Here is an 18,914-nt window from a genome sequence, read left to right on the forward strand (position 1 = left end):
CTCGGCGGCCATCTCGGCCGGCTAGGACATGCGAAAAGGCCCGGATGTCGCCATCCGGGCCTTCGCCGGCAGAGCTAGTGTGCTTCGTCGAGGAACTTGGCCAGACGGCTGACGCCCTCGACCAGGTCGTCATCGCCCAGTGCGTACGAGAGCCGGAAATAACCAGGAGTGCCGAACGCCTCGCCGGGGACCAGCGCGACCTCGGCCTCCTCGAGGATGATCTCAGCCAACTCGGCCGACGACCGCGGCCGCCTGCCGCGGATCTCCTTGCCGAGCAGCGCCTTCACCGAGGGGTAGGCGTAGAACGCGCCCAGCGGCTCGGGGCAGACCACGCCGGGGATCTCGTTGAGCATCCTGACCATGGTCTGGCGGCGGCGGTCGAAGGCCGCGCGCATGGCGGAGACGGCCGACAGGTCACCGGAGACGGCGGCGAGGGCGGCGGCCTGCGCGACGTTCGAGACGTTGGACGTCGCGTGCGACTGCAGGTTGGTCGCCGCCTTCACGACGTCGGCGGGGCCGATGAGCCAGCCCACCCGCCACCCGGTCATCGCATAGGTCTTCGCCACGCCGTTCAGCACGACGACGCGGTCCCGCAACTCGGGTACGGCGGTGGCCACGCTGGAAAACGCGGCGTCGCCGTACACGAGGTGCTCGTAGATCTCGTCGGTGACGATCCACAGGCCCTTGTCGAGCGCCCAGCGGCCGATCTCCGCCACCTGCTCGGGGGTGTAGACGGCGCCGGTCGGGTTGGAGGGGGAGACGAAGAGCAGCACCTTGGTGCGCTCGGTCAGCTTCTCATCGAGCTGCTCGACCGAGGCGAGGTAGCCGGTCGTCTCGTCGGTCACGACGTCGACCTGGACACCGCCCGCCAGCTTGATCGCCTCGGGGTAGGTCGTCCAGTACGGAGCGACCACCAGGACCTCGTCGCCCGGGTCGAGCAGCGTGGCGAACGCCTCGTAGACCGCCTGCTTGCCACCGTTGGTCACGAGCACCTGGGCGGCGTCGACCTGGAACCCGCTGTCGCGCAGCGTCTTGTCGGCGATCGCCTGCTTGAGCTCGGGCAGGCCCCCGGCGGGCGTGTACTTGTGGAATCTGGGGTTCCTGCACGCCTCGACGGCCGCCTCGACGATGTAGTCGGGTGTGGGGAAGTCGGGCTCGCCGGCGCCGAAGCCGATGACCGGGCGACCGGCGGCCTTCATCGCCTTGGCCTTGCTGTCCACGGCCAGCGTCGCGGACTCGGAGATCGCGGAGATACGCGCGGAGATGCGAGGTCGGGTCATGCCTCCATCGTTCCAGATCGCCTGTGTGGTTTCCCCGCGATATCCGGCCCTGGGAGGCCGTGCTGCGGTACGGTCGAGGGGCACGGAGGCGATCTCCGGGCAACGCTGTGAGCTGGGACGCGGTCGGTGTGGACAACGTCGGTTCGACGTAGCCGCCATTCCCCCGTACACTTCACCGTCTAGTGGGCCACGCGGGGAACGTGCGGACGCATCAGAGCGTTTCTCGGGTATCGTGGTGCACGGCCTAGGGCACTGGCGCAATTGGTAGCGCACCGGTCTCCAAAACCGGCGGTTGGGGGTTCGAGTCCCTCGTGCCCTGCGGAGTGCGGTCCGCGCAACAATGGCGTGAAAAGCGCGCCGCAAGCTGCGACGGACACGACGGATCAGGTGAGGACTGTGGCGATCGACACCCGCGGCGAGACCGCTGGAAAGCCAGGCAAGTCGACCGGTGAGAAGAAGACCAAGCGCACCTCTCCCGCCCTCTTCTATCGGCAGGTCGCCGCTGAGCTGCGCAAAGTCATCTGGCCACGGCGAAACGAGCTGGTCTCGTACACGGCTGTGGTCCTGGTCTTTGTGCTGATCATGGTTGGCCTTGTGTTCGGGTTCGACACCCTGCTGGGTAAGGCTGTGCTCTGGCTCTTCGGCAGCGGATCCTGATCCGGATTCGATCCGAGACGTCCCAGCGCGTCAAGACACCGAACGAAGAAGGAAGAGTCCCGTGTCCGAGTCCCCGATGTCGGCCGACCACTCCCGCGACGAGTGGGAGATCGAGCAGGACGAGGCCGTAGCGGAGGTTGGCGACACCGCGGCCGTCGACTCAGACGCCGTCGGCGACGACGCCGACTCGACCTCGGCCGCGCCGGAAGTCGACGAGGACGGCGACATCGTCCCGGACGTCGACCCGGTTGAAGAGTTCAAGCGTCAGCTTCGCGGGCAGATCGGCGAGTGGTACGTGATCCACTCCTACGCCGGCTACGAGAACCGTGTGAAGCAGAACATCGAGAGCCGGATCGGCAATCTCAACATGGAGGAGTTCATCTTCCAGGTCGAGGTGCCGACTCACACGATCACCGAGTTCAAGGGCGGCAAGAAGACCCCGATCAAGGAGCGGGTGCTTCCCGGCTACGTGCTGGTCCGCATGGAACTGAGCGACGAGTCCTGGGCCGCTGTACGGAACACGCCCGGTGTGACCGGTTTCGTCGGCCTCTCGAACAAGCCGAGCCCGCTGAACCTCGACGAGGTCGCCAAGCTGCTCGCACCGGAGCCTTCCGAGGAAGTCAAGAAGACGACGACCAAGACGGTCACCGCGACCGTCGACTTCGAGGTCGGCGAGTCGGTCACCGTGATGGACGGGCCGTTCGCCACGCTCCCGGCCACCGTCAGCGAGATCAGCGCCGAGTCGCAGAAGCTCAAGGTGCTCGTGTCGATCTTCGGGCGGGAGACGCCGGTGGAGCTGTCGTTCAACCAGGTCTCGAAGATCTGACCGTCTGACTTAGACTCGATAGTCGTCCTCGCGCGCATGCGCGAGGATTCTGTAGGACCAAGGACCCGGAGAAGGACAAATGCCTCCTAAGAAGAAAGTCGCGGCGCTGGTGAAGGTCCAGCTTCCCGCTGGACAGGCCACGCCCGCGCCGCCGGTCGGTACCGCGCTCGGTCCGCACGGTGTCAACATCATGGATTTCGTCAAGCAGTACAACGCTGCCACGGAATCTCAGCGGGGCAACATCATCCCCGTCGAAATCACCATCTTCGAAGACCGCACCTTCACCTTCATCACGAAGACGCCTCCGGCGCCTGAGCTGATCAAGAAGGCGGCCGGCCTGCAGAAGGGCAGCCCGAGCCCGCACAAGGAGAAGGTGGGCAAGCTGACCCGCGAGCAGCTCCGCCAGATCGCCGAGACGAAGATGAAGGACCTCAACGCCAACGACGTCGAGGCCGCCGAGAAGATCATCGCCGGCACCGCCCGTTCCATGGGCGTCACGATCGCCGACTAGTCCTCGCGAGCCGAGCAACCGAGCACTGTGGCAGGGCCTGCGCCGGCCCGGACCACGAACTCCACAAGGAGCATCAAGTGAAGCGCAGCAAGAGCTGGAAGAACGCGGCCGCCCAGGTCGACCGCGAGAACCTGTACAGCCCGCTGGAGGGCGCCCGGCTGGCCAAGGAGACGGCCACCACCAAGTTCGACGCCACCGTCGAGGTCGCCCTGCGCCTGGGCGTCGACCCGCGCAAGGCGGACCAGATGGTCCGCGGCACCGTCAACCTCCCGCACGGCACCGGTAAGACCGCCCGGGTCCTGGTCTTCGCGACCGGTGCCCGTGCCGAGGAGGCCCGCGCCGCCGGCGCGGACATCGTGGGTGCGGACGAGCTCATCGACGAGGTGTCCAAGGGCCGCCTCGACTTCGACGCGGTCGTGGCGACCCCGGACCTGATGGGCAAGGTCGGCCGCCTGGGCCGCGTGCTCGGCCCGCGTGGTCTCATGCCCAACCCGAAGACCGGTACGGTCACGCCCGACGTGGCCAAGGCCGTCACCGACATCAAGGGCGGCAAGATCGAGTTCCGCGTCGACCGGCACGCGAACCTGCACTTCATCATCGGCAAGGCGTCCTTCAGCGAGCGTCAGCTCGTGGAGAACTACGCCGCCGCCCTTGACGAGGTGCTGCGTCTCAAGCCGTCGGCCGCCAAGGGCCGCTACCTCAAGAAGGTCAGCTTCAGCACGTCCATGGGTCCGGGCATCCCGGTCGACCCGAACGTGACGCGGGGACTGACCGCCGAGATCGAGGCCTGATCGAGGCCTGGTCGCCTGATCGAAATTCCGAAGAACCCCTGCCCGTCGCCGGGCGGGGGTTCTTTCCTGCATTCAGGGTTTCTTGTTTCCACTGAACAGCGTGATTCGCGTGAGACCAGCTGTGCCGTACGGGCGGAGAAGTGTGCAGCGGGTGTGCACACTTCATGGGAATTTCCGCGGTTCGCCGCGTTCGGCTCCTCGGCCGAATAGGGTCAAGGGTAAGTAAACGGGGAACAGAAGGGATGCAACGATGCGCCGACTTCTGGTGGCCGCTTGTGCGGCGGCCGCGATCACGATCGCGGGATGTGGCTCGACCACGACGCCGACGCTGGAGAATGCCAAGCTTTCGGCCGCCGCGGTGCTCACGCAGAGCGCGAAGAAGGCCGATGAGGTCACTTCCTACTCTGCCGACCTCGTCATGGACATCACGGCAGGTGCGCAGGGCAAGGGCAACATTCAGGGGACGATGCTCTACCAGAAGACCCCTGAGCTGGCCACGGACACGACCCTCGACAAGGTCTCGTTCGCCGGCCAGGACCTGCCCGGGGGCATGCGGGTGATCCTCCTGGGCGATGTGATGTACATGAAGATGGACATGCTGAAGGCCCTCACGGGCTCCACCAAGCCGTGGGTCAAGGTGGACCTCAAGCAGATCGGCTCCTCCGCGGGAGTCAACGTCGACCAGCTCCTCGGACAGTCCAAGCAGATGGACCTCAAGACCAGCGTCACGATGCTCACGGCGTCCAAGGACGTCAAGGAGGTCGGTGCGGAGCAGGTCGGGGGCGTCGACACCACGCACTACGCGGGAACGTTCCCGATCGAAGAGGCGATCAAGCAGCTGCCGGCGGAGGCCCAGAAGAACATGAAGGGCCAGCTCCCGGCGGAGGTGAAGGACATGAAGTTCGACGCCTGGATCGACGGCGACGGGCTGCCCCGCAAGGTGCAGCTCAGCGGGGAGCAGAAGGAGGGCGCGTTCGCCGCCACCATGATCTTCAAGGCTTTCAACGAACCCGTCGAGATCAAGGCGCCGCCGGCCGACCAGGTGGGCGATCTTCCGCAGAACCTCCCGGTGGGCGGCTGATTTGGCGTCCTAGGGATTGACACGTATTCTGGCTTCTGCCGAAGACCGCCGGTCGTCGCCGGGCTCACAGCCTGGCGACCGAAGGATCCACTCAGTGGGTGGCCCGCGTAGGTGTATGTAGAAGCTTGGGACGTGTCATGTCAGTCCAAGCCCCGTGCGCCTGCGCCGGGGCTTGTCCGTTTTTGTGGGCCTTCGCCGGTGGCACATCTGGAAGGAGGCCCATGGCGAAGGCAGACAAGAGCGGTGCGATCGCCGAACTCAAGAGCGAGTTCGAGAGCTCCAGCGCCGCCGTTCTGACCGAGTACCGCGGTCTCACCGTCGCCCAGCTCAAGGAGCTGCGCGTTTCGCTCGGTGGGAATGCGAAGTTCGCCGTGGCGAAGAACACGTTGACCAAGATCGCGGCGAATCACGCCGGGATCAGCGTCCTGGACGACCTGTTCCAGGGGCCGACCGCCATCGCCTTCGTGAAGGGCGACGTGGTCGAGGCGGCCAAGGGTCTGCGTGATTTCGCCAAGGCCAACCCCCTCCTGGTGATCAAGGGAGGTGTCGTCGACGGCAAGTCGATGACCCCGGCCGAAATCACGAAGCTTGCCGACCTCGAGTCCCGTGAGGTGCTCCTCGCGAAGCTGGCCGGTGCGCTGAAGGCCAAGCAGTCCCAGGCTGCCGCCACCTTCGCCGCGCTGCCCACCAACATGGCTCGACTGGCCGAGGCTCTGCGCGCCAAGCGCGAAGAGGCCGGCGAGTAAGGTCCGCGCAGGCGGCGGGGGAAGCGCGCACCGCGGTCCCTTTTCACGTTTTTCGCTAGATCCACGAGAGGAACACCATCATGGCGAAGCTCAGCACCGACGAGCTGCTTGAGACCTTCAAGGAGATGACCCTCCTTGAGCTGTCGGAGTTCGTGAAGGTCTTCGAGGAGACCTTCGACGTCAAGGCCGCTGCCCCCGTCGCCGTTGCCGCGGCCGGCCCGGCCGGCCCCGCTGCCGCCGCTGAGGAGGCGGAGGAGCAGGACGAGTTCGAGGTTGTCCTCGAGGCCGCCGGCGACAAGAAGATCCAGGTCATCAAGGAGATCCGCGCCCTGACGAGCCTGGGCCTCAAGGAGGCGAAGGACCTGGTCGACGGCGCTCCGAAGCCGGTCTTCGATGGCAAGGTCAACAAGGAGCAGGCCGAGAAGGCGAAGGCGGCCCTCGAGGGCGCCGGCGCGACGGTCACCGTCAAGTAACGCTCTTCCGAAAGGGGCGGATCCATCCAGGTGCCGGATGGTCCGCCCCTTTCGCATGTTCGCAGTCAGTGCGGCGCGCGGCGGGGAAGTCGTGCGACGAGCGTCGAACCGGTGGGCAGATCGCGCAGGCTGATCTATGTTCGGAACTACCGCTCTTGGCGCGGCCGGCAGGGGAGCAGCGGGACCATCGGGACCATCGGGACCATCGGGAGCAGGGGGTGGCGGGCATGCGACGGCGGGTGCCGATCATCGGGCTCGTCGTCCTTGTGGCGCTCCTGTCGGGAACGGTCTTCCAGGTCAGGGCGAGCCGGGGCGCGGCGCGGGACGCGGCCGAGGCCCGACAGGAGGCGGTGCGTGCGGCGGCGGCTCATGCGATGAGCCTGCTGTCCCTGAACCACCGGACCATCGATGAGGACATGAAGCGGGTACTTGTCACCTCCACGGGCCGGGAGCACGAGCGGTACGCCGATGGCCGTGCTGCGTTACGGGCCGCCACCCTGAAGAACAAAGTCGTGCAGACCGGGGTGCTCCGGGCGTCCGCCCTGGAGTCTGCCCAAGCGGGAAAGGCACAGGTCCTGATCGTCGCCGACGCGGTGATCCATTGGGAGGACGGCAAGAAGTCGGCGCCTGAGGAGCGGTTCTTCCGTTGGCGTATGACGGTCACCGAGGTCTCCGGCCGGTGGCTGGTCTCCGACTCGGAACTGGTGCCGTGAGCCGGAGGCGCGGGCGGAGCAGGGTACTGCCCGCCCTGCTGGCGCTCGTGGCCGTCGGGTTGGCCGCCGCGGCCCTGTGGATCTTCCTCGACCTGCGCCGCCTGCAGGAGAGTGCCGCGTCGGCCGCGTCGGCCCGCACGGCTGCCCGGTTATATGCCGCCGAGATGTTGTCGTACGACTATCGTACGATTGATCGGGATTTAGCCAGGGCGAGCGGTCGTGCCACCGGAAGCCTGGTGGCTCACTTCCGTGAACTCGCCGGGACGCTGGGGCCACAGGCCCGGCAGCGGAAGACGGTCCAGCAGGCAGTGGTGGCGGCGGTGGGAGTGGAGTCGGCGACCCCGGACGAGGTGCACGTGCTGGTGTTCGTGAACATGGTCACGACCAGTACGCCACCGGGGCAGGAGAGCCCCCGACAGGAGATCAGCCAGGGTAGGGTCCGGCTTGTCCTGGTTACGCAGGGTGACGACTGGCGGGTCGCTCGGCTGTCCACCCTGCTGGGCGACGCACCCGTTCGGTAGTTCGCGTTATTTAATTGTTAGCAAAGGCCGTGTTTAGGGCGCGGATACGGGTGGGATACCTACGGCACGGCAGCGTCGACCCACGGTCAGCGTTGGACCCTTCGCGTGACGGAGCGTTACCCGGACGGGCTCTCGGGTAGGGACTGGAACCCCGGCGCTCGCGAGTCCTGCGAAGGGAAACACCCAGCGTGGCGGCTGTGAGTTAGGCGAAATGTCGGCTCTTGGGGTTGACGTATCGCCGCTAACGGGTGATGCTGCCAGCAACGTGGAGCGTAGAGCGAAAGCGGAGTGGACAGGTGTATGCCTATCGGCTACACTGCCCCTTTGCGCTGCCCTTTGACGACCGCTTCGCTGAGTGACTCCGAAACTCCTTGATTCTGGTCGTCTGGCGTGCGTGTAGTCAGTCCGCGAGCCCTCGGAAGGACATCTGTTGGCAGCCTCGCGCAACGCCTCCGCCGTACCCGTCGGTCCCCGTACCGTGTCGTTCGCACGTATCGAGGAGCCGCTCGAAGTTCCCGACCTTCTCGCCCTGCAGACCGAGTCCTTCGACTGGTTGGTCGGCAATGAGAAATGGAAGGCCCGGGTCGAGGCAGCTCGCCAGGCCGGGCGCAAGGACGTTCCCGCCCAATCAGGTCTCGAAGAGATCTTCGAGGAGATCAGTCCCATCGAGGACTTCTCCGGAAACATGTCCTTGTCGTTCCGCGACCACCGGTTCGAGCCGCCCAAGCACTCTGTGGACGAGTGCAAAGACAAGGACATGACCTACTCCGCCTCGCTCTTCGTGACGGCGGAGTTCATCAATAACGAGACCGGTGAGATCAAGAGCCAGACGGTGTTCATGGGCGACTTCCCGCTCATGACCTCCAAGGGCACGTTCATCATCAACGGCACCGAGCGTGTCGTGGTCTCCCAGCTTGTGCGTTCGCCGGGGGTCTATTTCGACCGCACGATCGACAAGACCTCTGACAAGGACCTGTTCGGCTGCAAGGTGATCCCGTCTCGGGGCGCGTGGCTCGAGTTCGAGATCGACAAGCGCGACAGCGTCGGCGTGCGCATCGACCGCAAGCGTAAGCAGCCCGTCACGGTGCTGCTCAAGGCACTCGGCTGGACGAACGACCGGATTCTGGAGCGTTTCGGTCAGTACGAGTCGATGCGGGCAACGCTGGAGAAGGACCACACGTCCGGTGAAGAGGACGCGCTGCTCGACATCTACCGCAAACTGCGTCCGGGCGAACCGCCGACCAAGGAGTCCGCGCAGACCCTGCTGCAGAACCTCTACTTCAACCCCAAGCGCTACGACCTGGCGAAGGTCGGCCGCTACAAGCTCAACAAGAAGCTCGGGGTCGACTCGGAGATCACGCAGGGCACGCTGACCGAGGACGACATCGTCTCGACCATCGAATACCTCGTACGGCTGCACGCCGGCGAGGAGACGATGGGCGAGAACGGCTCGGTCATCGTCGAGACCGACGACATCGACCACTTCGGCAACCGGCGGTTGCGCACGGTCGGCGAGCTCATCCAGAACCAGGTCCGCCTGGGCCTGGCCCGCATGGAGCGCGTCGTCCGTGAGCGAATGACCACCCAGGACGTCGAGGCGATCACCCCGCAGACGCTGATCAACGTCCGCCCGGTCACCGCGTCGATCAGGGAGTTCTTCGGAACGTCGCAGTTGTCGCAGTTCATGGACCAGACGAACCCGCTGGCCGGGCTGACGCACAAGCGGCGTCTTTCCGCCCTCGGCCCGGGTGGTCTGTCCCGGGAGCGCGCCGGCTTCGAGGTCCGCGACGTACACCCGTCGCACTACGGGCGCATGTGCCCCATCGAGACGCCGGAAGGCCCGAACATCGGGCTGATCGGTTCGCTGTCGTCCTTCGGCCGGGTCAACTCCTTCGGCTTCGTGGAGACTCCGTACCGCCGGGTCGTCGACGGCCGGGTGACCGACGAGATCGACTACCTGACCGCCGATGTGGAGGACAGGCACGTGGTGGCCCAGGCCAACACGGTCCTGAACGCCGATGGCGGTTTCGCCGAGTCCCGGGTGCTGGCCCGCCGCAAGGGCGGCGAGTTCGAGGCGGTGCACCCCTCCGAGGTGGACTACATGGACGTCTCGCCGCGCCAGATGGTGTCGGTCGCGACCGCCATGATCCCGTTCCTCGAGCACGACGACGCCAACCGCGCGCTCATGGGCTCGAACATGCAGCGTCAGTCGGTGCCCCTGCTCAAGAGCGAGGCCCCGCTGGTCGGCACCGGCATGGAGTACCGCGCGGCCACCGACGCCGGTGACGTCATCGCCGCCGAGAAGGCGGGCGTGGTGGAGGAGGTCTCGGCCGACTACGTCACGGTCATGAACGACGACGGCACACGCATCACCTACCGTGTCGCCAAGTTCAAGCGCTCGAACCAGGGCACCTGCTTCAACCAGAAGCCGATCGTCGCCGAGGGCGACCGGGTCGAGGTCGGTCAGGTCGTCGCCGACGGCCCGTGCACCGAGAACGGCGAGATGGCGCTCGGCAAGAACCTGCTCGTGGCGTTCATGCCGTGGGAGGGCCACAACTACGAGGACGCGATCATCCTGTCCCAGCGCCTGGTGCAGGACGACGTCCTTTCCTCGATCCACATCGAGGAGCACGAGGTCGACGCCCGTGACACCAAGCTGGGCCCGGAGGAGATCACGCGGGACATCCCGAACGTCTCCGAGGAGGTCCTGTCCGACCTCGACGAGCGCGGCATCATCCGCATCGGCGCCGAGGTCGTGACCGGTGACATCCTGGTCGGCAAGGTCACTCCCAAGGGTGAGACCGAGTTGACCCCGGAGGAGCGGCTGCTGCGGGCGATCTTCGGCGAGAAGGCGCGTGAGGTCCGCGACACCTCGCTCAAGGTGCCGCACGGCGAGTCCGGCAAGGTCATCGGCGTCCGCGTGTTCAGCCGCGAGGAGGGCGACGAACTGCCCCCGGGCGTGAACGAGCTGGTCCGCGTCTACGTGGCGCAGAAGCGCAAGATCACCGACGGTGACAAGCTCGCCGGCCGCCACGGCAACAAGGGCGTCATCTCCAAGATCCTCCCTGTGGAGGACATGCCGTTCCTCGAGGACGGCACTCCGGTCGACATCGTGCTCAACCCGCTCGGCGTCCCCGGGCGAATGAACGTGGGCCAGGTGTTGGAGACACACCTGGGCTGGATCGCCGCCCGGGGATGGGACGTCAGCGGCATCGAGGAGGCCTGGGCCGAGCGCCTTCGCGAGAAGGACCTGACCACGGTCGCGCCGAACACCAAGGTGGCGACCCCGGTGTTCGACGGCGCGCACGAGCAGGAGATCGTCGGTCTCCTGGAGAACACGATGGTCAACCGGGACGGTCAGCGTCTGGTCGGCGCCAACGGCAAGGCACGGCTGTACGACGGCCGCTCCGGCGAGCCGTTCCCGCACCCGATCTCGGTGGGCTACATCTACATCCTGAAGCTGCTCCACCTGGTCGACGACAAGATCCACGCCAGGTCGACCGGTCCGTACTCGATGATCACCCAGCAGCCGCTCGGCGGTAAGGCCCAGTTCGGCGGCCAGCGCTTCGGTGAGATGGAGGTATGGGCCCTTGAGGCCTACGGCGCGGCGTACGCCCTTCAGGAACTGCTCACGATCAAGTCCGACGACGTGCTGGGCCGCGTGAAGGTCTACGAGGCCATCGTCAAGGGCGAGAACATCCCCGAGGCGGGCATTCCCGAGTCCTTCAAGGTCCTTATCAAGGAGATGCAGTCACTCTGTCTGAATGTCGAGGTCCTCTCCAGCGACGGTATGTCGATCGAGATGAGGGACACGGACGAGGACGTCTTCCGTGCCGCGGAGGAACTCGGCATCGACCTGTCCCGGCGCGAGCCGAGCAGTGTCGAAGAGGTCTGATCTAAAAGCGAGGGGACATCAACGTGCTGGACGTCAACTTCTTCGACGAGCTGCGCATCGGTCTGGCGACCGCCGACGATATCCGCCAGTGGTCGCACGGCGAGGTGAAGAAGCCGGAGACCATCAACTACCGGACTCTCAAGCCGGAAAAGGACGGGCTCTTCTGCGAGAAGATCTTCGGTCCGACCCGGGACTGGGAGTGCTACTGCGGTAAGTACAAGCGGGTCCGCTTCAAGGGCATCATCTGTGAGCGCTGTGGCGTCGAGGTCACCCGTGCCAAGGTGCGCCGCGAGCGGATGGGCCACATCGAGCTGGCCGCTCCCGTCACTCACATCTGGTACTTCAAGGGCGTTCCTTCGCGCCTGGGTTACCTGCTCGACCTGGCCCCGAAGGACCTGGAGAAGGTCATCTACTTCGCGGCCTACATGATCACGCATGTCGACAAGGAAATGCGTGAGCGCGACCTGCCGTCGCTGGAGGCCAAGATCTCCGTCGAACGGCAGCACATCGAGCAGCGCCGCGACGCCGATATCGAGGCCAGGCAGAAGAAGCTCGAGGCCGACCTGGCCGAGCTGGAGGCCGCGGGCGCCAAGGGCGACCAGCGTCGCAAGGTGCGGGAGGGCGCCGACCGCGAGATGCGGCAGCTCCGTGACCGGGCCCAGCGTGAGCTGGACCGGCTGGAGGAGGTCTGGAGCCGGTTCAAGAACCTCAAGGTCCAGGACCTCGAGGGCGACGAGCTGCTCTACCGCGAGATGCGCGACCGATTCGGCCGCTACTTCCGCGGTGGCATGGGCGCCCAGGCGATCCAGGAGCGGCTGGGCAGCTTCGACCTGGAGGCCGAGGCGGAGAACCTGCGCGAGACCATCCGCAGCGGCAAGGGCCAGAAGAAGGCCCGCGCGCTCAAGCGGCTCAAGGTCGTGGCGGCGTTCCTCAACACGCGGAACTCGCCCAGCGGCATGGTGCTGGACTGCATCCCGGTCATCCCGCCGGACCTGCGCCCGATGGTGCAGCTCGACGGTGGCCGGTTCGCGACCTCCGACCTGAACGACCTTTACCGCCGGGTCATCAACCGGAACAACCGGCTCAAGCGTCTGCTGGACCTCGGCGCGCCCGAGATCATCGTGAACAACGAGAAGCGGATGCTGCAGGAGGCCGTCGACGCGCTGTTCGACAACGGCCGCCGTGGCCGTCCGGTGACAGGCCCCGGCAACCGTCCGCTGAAGTCCCTCAGCGACATGCTGAAGGGGAAGCAGGGCCGGTTCCGTCAGAACCTGCTGGGCAAGCGAGTCGACTACTCCGGCCGTTCGGTCATCGTCGTCGGCCCGCAGCTGAAGCTGCACCAGTGCGGCCTGCCCAAGCAGATGGCGCTGGAGCTGTTCAAGCCGTTCGTGATGAAGCGCCTGGTGGACCTGAACCACGCGCAGAACATCAAGTCGGCCAAGCGCATGGTCGAGCGGGCCCGTCCGGTCGTGTGGGACGTGCTGGAAGAGGTCATCACCGAGCACCCGGTGCTGCTCAACCGCGCGCCCACGCTGCACCGCCTGGGCATCCAGGCGTTCGAGCCGCAGCTCGTCGAGGGTAAGGCCATCCAGATCCACCCGCTGGTCTGCACCGCGTTCAACGCGGACTTCGACGGCGACCAGATGGCGGTGCACCTGCCGCTGTCCGCCGAGGCCCAGGCCGAGGCTCGCATCCTGATGCTGTCCACCAACAACATCCTCAAGCCGGCGGACGGCAAGCCGGTGACGATGCCCACCCAGGACATGGTCATCGGGCTGTACTGGCTGACCACCGAGAAGGAGGACGCGCAGGGGGCCGGCCGGGTGTTCACCTCGGTGGCCGAGGCGCTCATGGCGTTCGACCGCCGGGAGTTGGACGTCCAGGCCAAGATCCAGATCCGGATGAAGGACGTTCCGCCGCCGCGGGGCTGGGAGGCGCCCGAGGGCTGGGAGAACGGCCAGGCGTTCCGGCTGGAGACCACGCTGGGCCGGTGCCTGTTCAACCAGACGCTGCCGGACAACTACCCCTTCGTGAACTACCAGGTCGGCAAGAAGCAGCTTTCCGGCATCGTCAACGAGCTGGCCGAGCGGTACCGGAAGGTCGAGGTCGCCAACGCGCTGGACGCACTCAAGGACACCGGGTTCTACTGGGCGACCCGCGCCGGTGTCACCATCTCGATCGAGGACGTCGTGGCGCCGCCCAACAAGGCGGAGATCATGGATTCGTACGAGAGGCGGGCCGACAAGGTCCAGCGCGAGTACGACCGTGGTCTGATCACCGACGAGGAGCGCCGTCAGGAGCTCATCGAGATCTGGACCCACGCGACGGCGGACGTCGAGACCGACATGGTCAACGCGTTCCCGGACACCAACCCGGTCTGGATGATGGTCAACTCCGGTGCCCGCGGTAACAAGATGCAGGTACGGCAGATCGCCGGCATCCGCGGCCTGGTGTCCAACACCAAGGGTGAGACGATCCCGCGGCCGATCAAGTCCTCCTTCCGTGAGGGCCTGTCGGTGCTGGAGTACTTCATCTCCACCCATGGTCAGCGGAAGGGTCTGGCGGACACCGCGCTGCGGACCGCGGACTCCGGTTACCTGACCCGTCGTCTGGTCGACGTCGCCCAGGACGTCATCGTCCGGGAGATCGACTGCGGCACGGACCGGGCCGTCCCGCTGCGCGTGGGCGAGCGAGACTTCCAGGGCAGCCTGGTCAAGGCCGAGAACGCCGAGAGCAACGTGCATGGCCGGATCCTGGCCGAGGACGTCGAGGCGGACGGCAAGCTCGTCGCCTCGAGGGACACCGACATCAACGACGCCGTGGTCACCGCGCTCGTCGCGGCCGGCGTCGAGCAGGTCAGGACCCGCAGCACGCTCGTGTGCGAGGCCAAGATCGGTGTCTGCGCGATGTGCTACGGCCGTTCGCTGGCCACCGGCAAGCTCGTCGACGTCGGAGAGGCCGTCGGCATCATCGCGGCCCAGTCGATCGGTGAGCCGGGCACGCAGCTGACCATGCGTACCTTCCACACCGGTGGTGTGGCCGGTGCGGACATCACCCACGGTCTGCCGCGAGTCCAGGAGCTGTTCGAGGCGCGCATCCCCAAGGGTGTCGCCCCGATCAGCGAGGTCGCCGGCCGGGTGCGGATCGACGAGACCGACAAGACGCGCAAGCTCGTCATCACTCCGGACGACGGCTCCGACGAGATCGCCTACCCGGTCTCGATGCGGTCCCGGCTGCTGGTCTCCGAGGGGCAGCACGTCGAGGTCGGCCAGTTGCTCGTCGCGGGTGCCCGCAACCCGAACGAGGTCCTGCGCATCCTCGGTCCGCGTGCCGTCCAGCTCCACCTGGTCGACGAGGTCCAGCAGGTCTACCGCTCGCAGGGTGTGTCGATCCACGACAAGCACATCGAGGTCATCGTCCGGCAGATGCTCAAGCGGGTCAACGTGCTCGAGTCGGGCGACACCGAGCTGCTTCCCGGCGAACTGGTCGAGCGGCCGCGCTTCGAGGCCATGAACCGCCAGACCGTGGCGGAGGGAGGCCAGCCCGCCGCCGGTCGTCCGGTGCTCATGGGCATCACGAAGGCGTCGCTGGCCACCGAGTCGTGGCTGTCGGCGGCGTCGTTCCAGGAGACGACACGGGTGCTCACCGACGCGGCGATCCACGCCAAGTCGGACTCGCTGCTCGGTCTCAAGGAGAACGTCATCATCGGAAAGCTCATCCCGGCCGGTACGGGCATGCCGCAGTACCGCAACATCCGGGTGGAGCCGACCGAGGAGGCGAAGGCGGCGATGTACACCGTGGGCGGCTACGACGGCTCCGCGGCGGACTACACGTTCGGCGCCGGCAGCGGCGAGGCCGTTCCGCTAGAGGAGTACGACTTCGGCCAGTACGGCCGCTAGCGAGACGACCCAGGTCGACGGGAAAACGCCCGGAGTGGTTCGCCACTCCGGGCGTTTTCCCGTTTCCCGGCACGGTGACCCCGCTCGTACCGGTAGACTCAGCGAGGGCCTTGTGTGGTCTGCGTAGAAGCAGGCCGCCGGAACAGGGAACGTGGACAGCGTCGATCCAGGCGCGTTCGTTTTGACGAGCGGCGTCGGCCTGGGTAGTGTTGTCCTTCGTGCCCACGGTTCGTGGGCTCACATGCGTGTGCTCGAGGGCCTGCTCCTCGCATGGGAGACGGGCGTAGGCGCCGCGTGATTCCTCCAGATCGACCGGGTCAGCCCGGGCGTGGTGCGGCAAGTCTGCGACACGCCCGAGCGCGTGGGTCGGAGGGCGAGGAAGACCAGCAGGTCATGACACCGGCAGTACCTGCGAAAAGCACAGTCGGAGGAAGAAACTGGGCCGAGCGTGGCCGAGGGACCTCGATCCGGCAACGACGTAGCACCGGCCAAGGCGCGAAATGGAGACGTAGTGCCTACTATCCAGCAGTTGGTCCGTAAGGGCCGGCAGGACAAGGTAACGAAGACGAAGACACCGGCGCTGAAGGGAAGCCCGCAGCTCCGGGGCCACTGCGTGCGCGTTTACACTACGACTCCCAAGAAGCCCAACTCGGCCCTGCGCAAGGTGGCGCGTGTCCGCCTCACCAGCGGCATCGAGGTCACCGCCTACATCCCGGGCGTTGGGCACAACCTTCAGGAGCACTCCATCGTGCTCGTGCGTGGCGGTCGTGTGAAGGACTTGCCGGGCGTTCGTTACAAGATCGTCCGTGGGGCGCTCGACGCTCAGGGTGTCCGCAACCGCAAGCAGGCCCGCAGCCGTTACGGCGCGAAGAAGGAGAAGAGCTGACATGCCGCGCAAGGGTTCCCCTGGCCGCCGCCAGTTGGTCGCCGACCCGGTGCACAACTCGCCGCTGGTGACCGCGCTGATCAACAAGGTTCTCCTGGACGGCAAGCGCTCGATCGCCCAGTCGATCGTCTACGGAGCCCTCGAGGGCTGCCGGGACAAGACGGGCAACGACCCGGTCGTCACGCTCAAGCGGGCTCTGGACAACGTCAAGCCCACCCTCGAGGTCCGCAGCCGCCGTGTCGGTGGCGCGACCTACCAGGTGCCGGTCGAGGTGCGCGCGTCGCGCAGCACCACCTTGGCCCTGCGGTGGATCGTCCAGTACGCGCGGGCACGCCGCGAGAAGACCATGACCGAGCGCCTCATGAACGAGCTGCTCGACGCGAGCAACGGCCTCGGCGCCAGCGTGAAGCGGCGCGAGGACACGCACAAGATGGCCGAGTCCAACAAGGCTTTCGCCCACTACCGCTGGTAGTAGGCACCTACGACGAGTTAGGACGCGAGAGAAGTGGCCACCACGACCGCTCTTGAACTGGCCAAGGTCCGCAACATCGGGATCATGGCCCACATCGACGCGGGCAAGACCACGACGACTGAGCGCATCCTGTTCTACACCGGCATCAACTACAAGATCGGTGAAACCCATGAGGGCGCTGCCACCATGGACTGGATGGAGCAGGAGCAGGAGCGCGGCATCACGATCACGTCTGCCGCGACCACCTGTAGCTGGCTTGATCACACGATCAACATCATCGACACTCCCGGTCACGTGGACTTCACCGTTGAGGTGGAGCGTTCGCTCCGCGTCCTCGACGGCGCCGTCGCGGTGTTCGACGCGGTCGCCGGCGTCGAGCCGCAGTCGGAGACGGTCTGGCGCCAGGCCGACCGGTACGGGGTGCCCCGCATCTGCTTCGTGAACAAGATGGACCGTGTCGGCGCGGAGTTCCACCGCTGCGTCGACATGATCGTGTCCCGTCTGGGCGCGACGCCGCTGGTCGTCCAGCTTCCCTGGGGTGTCGAGGCCGAATTCAAGGGCGTCATCGACCTGGTGAAGATGAAGGGCCTGATCTGGAGCGCCGAGGCTGCCAAGGGCGAGATGTACGACACCGTCGACATCCCCGCCGACCACGCCGAGGCGGCCCGTGAGTGGCGCGACAAGCTGGTCGAGACCGTCGCCGAGAACGACGACGAGTTGATGGAGCTCTTCCTCGAGGGCGTCGAGCCCAGCGAGGAGCAGCTGGTCGCGGCCATTCGCCGGGCCACCATCAAGGGTGCGGTCAACCCGGTCATGTGCGGCACGGCCTTCAAGAACAAGGGCGTGCAGCCCCTGCTCGACGCGATCGTGGCCTACCTGCCGGCGCCGACCGACATCCCCGCCATCGACGGGCACGCCCCGGGCAACGAGGAGAAGGTCGTCGAGCGGCACGCCGACCCGGCCGAGCCGTTCTCCGCGCTCGCCTTCAAGATCATGAGTGACCCGCACCTGGGCAAGCTCACCTACATCCGCATCTACTCGGGCAAGCTCGAGGCCGGCACCGGGGTCATCAACTCGACCAAGGGCAAGAAGGAGCGGATCGGCAAGATCTACCAGATGCACGCGAACAAGCGCGAGGAGCGCGCGTCCGCGTACGCCGGTCAGATCGTCGCCGTCATGGGTCTGAAGGACACCACCACGGGTGACACGCTCAGCGACCCGGCGAACCCGGTGATCCTGGAGTCGATGAACTTCCCCGCTCCGGTCATCAACGTGGCCATCGAGCCCAAGACCAAGGGCGACCAGGAGAAGCTGGGCACCGCGATCCAGCGCCTGGCCGAGGAGGACCCGTCCTTCCAGGTCCGCCGCGACGAGGAGACCGGGCAGACGGTCATCTGGGGGATGGGCGAGCTCCACCTGGAGATCCTCGTCGACCGCATGCGCCGCGAGTTCAAGGTCGAGGCCAACGTCGGCCGCCCGCAGGTCGCCTACCGCGAGACCATCCGTCGGAAGGTGGAGAAGGTCGAGTACACGCACAAGAAGCAGACCGGTGGTTCCGGTCAGTTCGGTCGCGTGATCATCGCCCTTGAGCCCCTGGGTGAGGGCAACGACGGGTACGAGTTCGAGAACAAGGTCACCGGTGGCCGCATCCCGCGGGAGTACATCCCGTCGGTCGACGCGGGCTGCCAGGAGGCCGCCGAGTTCGGTGTGCTCGCCGGCTACCCGATGGTGGGGGTCAAGGTCACCCTCCTGGACGGCGCCTACCACGAGGTCGACTCGTCGGAAATGGCTTTCAAGATCGCCGGTTCGATGGCCTTCAAGGAGGCCGCTCGTAAGGCGGACGCGGTTCTCCTCGAGCCGATGATGGCCGTTGAGGTCACCACGCCCGAGGACTACATGGGTGACGTCATCGGTGACCTGAACGGTCGCCGCGGACAGATCCAGGCGATGGAAGACCGGACCGGGGCCAAGGTCATCCAGGCCCTCGTCCCGCTGTCAGAGATGTTCGGCTACGTGGGAGACCTGCGCAGCAGGACCCAGGGCCGGGCGGTCTACAGCATGCAGTTCGACTCCTATGCGGAGGTGCCCCCGGGCATCGCCAAGGAGATCGTCGCGAAGGCTCGGGGCGAATAGGTTCCGCTCAGGACGACAGCCCCGCACGTA

Annotated in this window: 15 protein-coding genes and 1 tRNA gene; 15 read left to right on the forward strand and 1 reads right to left on the reverse strand. The window is 66.3% G+C overall.

Annotated elements, in window-relative coordinates; all coding sequences use genetic code 11:
- Window positions 1–74 precede the first annotated feature (74 nt).
- Window positions 75–1,280, reverse strand: coding sequence for a pyridoxal phosphate-dependent aminotransferase (locus tag Mth01_RS09265; protein ID WP_204014471.1), 1,206 nt, complete (start codon window positions 1,278–1,280; stop codon window positions 75–77).
- A gap of 246 nt (window positions 1,281–1,526) precedes the next feature.
- On the opposite strand from Mth01_RS09265, the gene Mth01_RS09270 reads away from it, so the two are divergent.
- From Mth01_RS09270 to fusA, 15 genes are all read left to right on the forward strand, one after another.
- A tRNA-Trp gene (locus Mth01_RS09270) sits at window positions 1,527–1,599 on the forward strand.
- Window positions 1,600–1,676: 77 nt separating this feature from the next.
- A complete protein-coding gene (secE, locus tag Mth01_RS09275) occupies window positions 1,677–1,937 on the forward strand; it encodes a preprotein translocase subunit SecE (RefSeq protein ID WP_204014473.1) in 261 nt (86 codons plus the stop codon).
- A 61-nt stretch (window positions 1,938–1,998) separates the two neighbouring features.
- A complete protein-coding gene (nusG, locus tag Mth01_RS09280) occupies window positions 1,999–2,763 on the forward strand; it encodes a transcription termination/antitermination protein NusG (RefSeq protein ID WP_204014476.1) in 765 nt (254 codons plus the stop codon).
- A 79-nt stretch (window positions 2,764–2,842) separates the two neighbouring features.
- Window positions 2,843–3,274, forward strand: coding sequence for a 50S ribosomal protein L11 (rplK, locus tag Mth01_RS09285; RefSeq protein WP_204014479.1), 432 nt, complete (start codon window positions 2,843–2,845; stop codon window positions 3,272–3,274).
- Between the two features lie 77 nt (window positions 3,275–3,351).
- Window positions 3,352–4,065, forward strand: a complete 714-nt coding sequence (gene rplA / locus Mth01_RS09290; RefSeq protein WP_204014482.1) for a 50S ribosomal protein L1 — start codon at window positions 3,352–3,354, stop codon at window positions 4,063–4,065.
- Window positions 4,066–4,315: 250 nt separating this feature from the next.
- Complete coding sequence (locus tag Mth01_RS09295; protein WP_204014492.1) at window positions 4,316–5,146, forward strand: LolA-like protein; 831 nt, start codon at window positions 4,316–4,318, stop codon at window positions 5,144–5,146.
- Window positions 5,147–5,367: 221 nt separating this feature from the next.
- Window positions 5,368–5,892, forward strand: a complete 525-nt coding sequence (gene rplJ, locus Mth01_RS09300) for a 50S ribosomal protein L10 (protein ID WP_204014495.1) — start codon at window positions 5,368–5,370, stop codon at window positions 5,890–5,892.
- Window positions 5,893–5,972: 80 nt separating this feature from the next.
- Window positions 5,973–6,365, forward strand: a complete 393-nt coding sequence (gene rplL, locus Mth01_RS09305; RefSeq protein ID WP_204014498.1) for a 50S ribosomal protein L7/L12 — start codon at window positions 5,973–5,975, stop codon at window positions 6,363–6,365.
- A gap of 218 nt (window positions 6,366–6,583) precedes the next feature.
- Entirely contained in the window at window positions 6,584–7,078 is a 495-nt protein-coding gene (locus Mth01_RS09310; protein WP_204014501.1) for a hypothetical protein, read from the forward strand.
- Window positions 7,075–7,599 (forward strand): hypothetical protein, encoded by a 525-nt coding sequence (locus Mth01_RS09315; RefSeq protein ID WP_204014504.1) that lies wholly within the window; start codon window positions 7,075–7,077, stop codon window positions 7,597–7,599. The genes Mth01_RS09310 and Mth01_RS09315 overlap by 4 nt, the downstream gene beginning before the upstream one ends.
- A gap of 430 nt (window positions 7,600–8,029) precedes the next feature.
- On the forward strand, window positions 8,030–11,494 hold the full coding sequence (gene rpoB, locus Mth01_RS09320) for a DNA-directed RNA polymerase subunit beta (RefSeq protein WP_204014507.1): 3,465 nt from the start codon (window positions 8,030–8,032) through the stop codon (window positions 11,492–11,494).
- A 23-nt stretch (window positions 11,495–11,517) separates the two neighbouring features.
- On the forward strand, window positions 11,518–15,393 hold the full coding sequence (locus tag Mth01_RS09325; RefSeq protein ID WP_204014509.1) for a DNA-directed RNA polymerase subunit beta': 3,876 nt from the start codon (window positions 11,518–11,520) through the stop codon (window positions 15,391–15,393).
- 511 nt (window positions 15,394–15,904) lie between these two features.
- Window positions 15,905–16,279 carry a 30S ribosomal protein S12 gene (rpsL, locus tag Mth01_RS09330; RefSeq protein WP_055482768.1) on the forward strand — a complete coding sequence of 125 codons (375 nt, stop codon included), beginning with the start codon at window positions 15,905–15,907 and terminating at the stop codon, window positions 16,277–16,279.
- Window position 16,280: 1 nt separating this feature from the next.
- On the forward strand, window positions 16,281–16,751 hold the full coding sequence (gene rpsG, locus Mth01_RS09335) for a 30S ribosomal protein S7 (protein WP_204014512.1): 471 nt from the start codon (window positions 16,281–16,283) through the stop codon (window positions 16,749–16,751).
- Window positions 16,752–16,835: 84 nt separating this feature from the next.
- Entirely contained in the window at window positions 16,836–18,884 is a 2,049-nt protein-coding gene (gene fusA, locus Mth01_RS09340) for an elongation factor G (protein WP_239089507.1), read from the forward strand.
- The last annotated feature ends 30 nt before the right edge of the window (window positions 18,885–18,914 follow it).

Origin of the sequence: Sphaerimonospora thailandensis (genome assembly GCF_016863115.1) — a bacterium.
Classification (GTDB): domain Bacteria; phylum Actinomycetota; class Actinomycetes; order Streptosporangiales; family Streptosporangiaceae; genus Sphaerimonospora; species Sphaerimonospora cavernae.

Excerpts from the sequence above, each read along its gene's own strand:
- Mth01_RS09265 (WP_204014471.1), bottom strand. The coding sequence starts at position 1,280 with ATGACCCGACCTCGCATCTCCGCGCGTATCTCCGCGATCTCCGAGTCC.
- rplK (WP_204014479.1), top strand. The coding sequence starts at position 2,843 with ATGCCTCCTAAGAAGAAAGTCGCGGCGCTGGTGAAGGTCCAGCTTCCC.
- Mth01_RS09295 (WP_204014492.1), top strand. The coding sequence starts at position 4,316 with ATGCGCCGACTTCTGGTGGCCGCTTGTGCGGCGGCCGCGATCACGATC.
- rplJ (WP_204014495.1), top strand. The coding sequence starts at position 5,368 with ATGGCGAAGGCAGACAAGAGCGGTGCGATCGCCGAACTCAAGAGCGAG.
- rplL (WP_204014498.1), top strand. The coding sequence starts at position 5,973 with ATGGCGAAGCTCAGCACCGACGAGCTGCTTGAGACCTTCAAGGAGATG.
- rpsG (WP_204014512.1), top strand. The coding sequence starts at position 16,281 with ATGCCGCGCAAGGGTTCCCCTGGCCGCCGCCAGTTGGTCGCCGACCCG.
- fusA (WP_239089507.1), top strand. The coding sequence starts at position 16,836 with ATGGCCCACATCGACGCGGGCAAGACCACGACGACTGAGCGCATCCTG.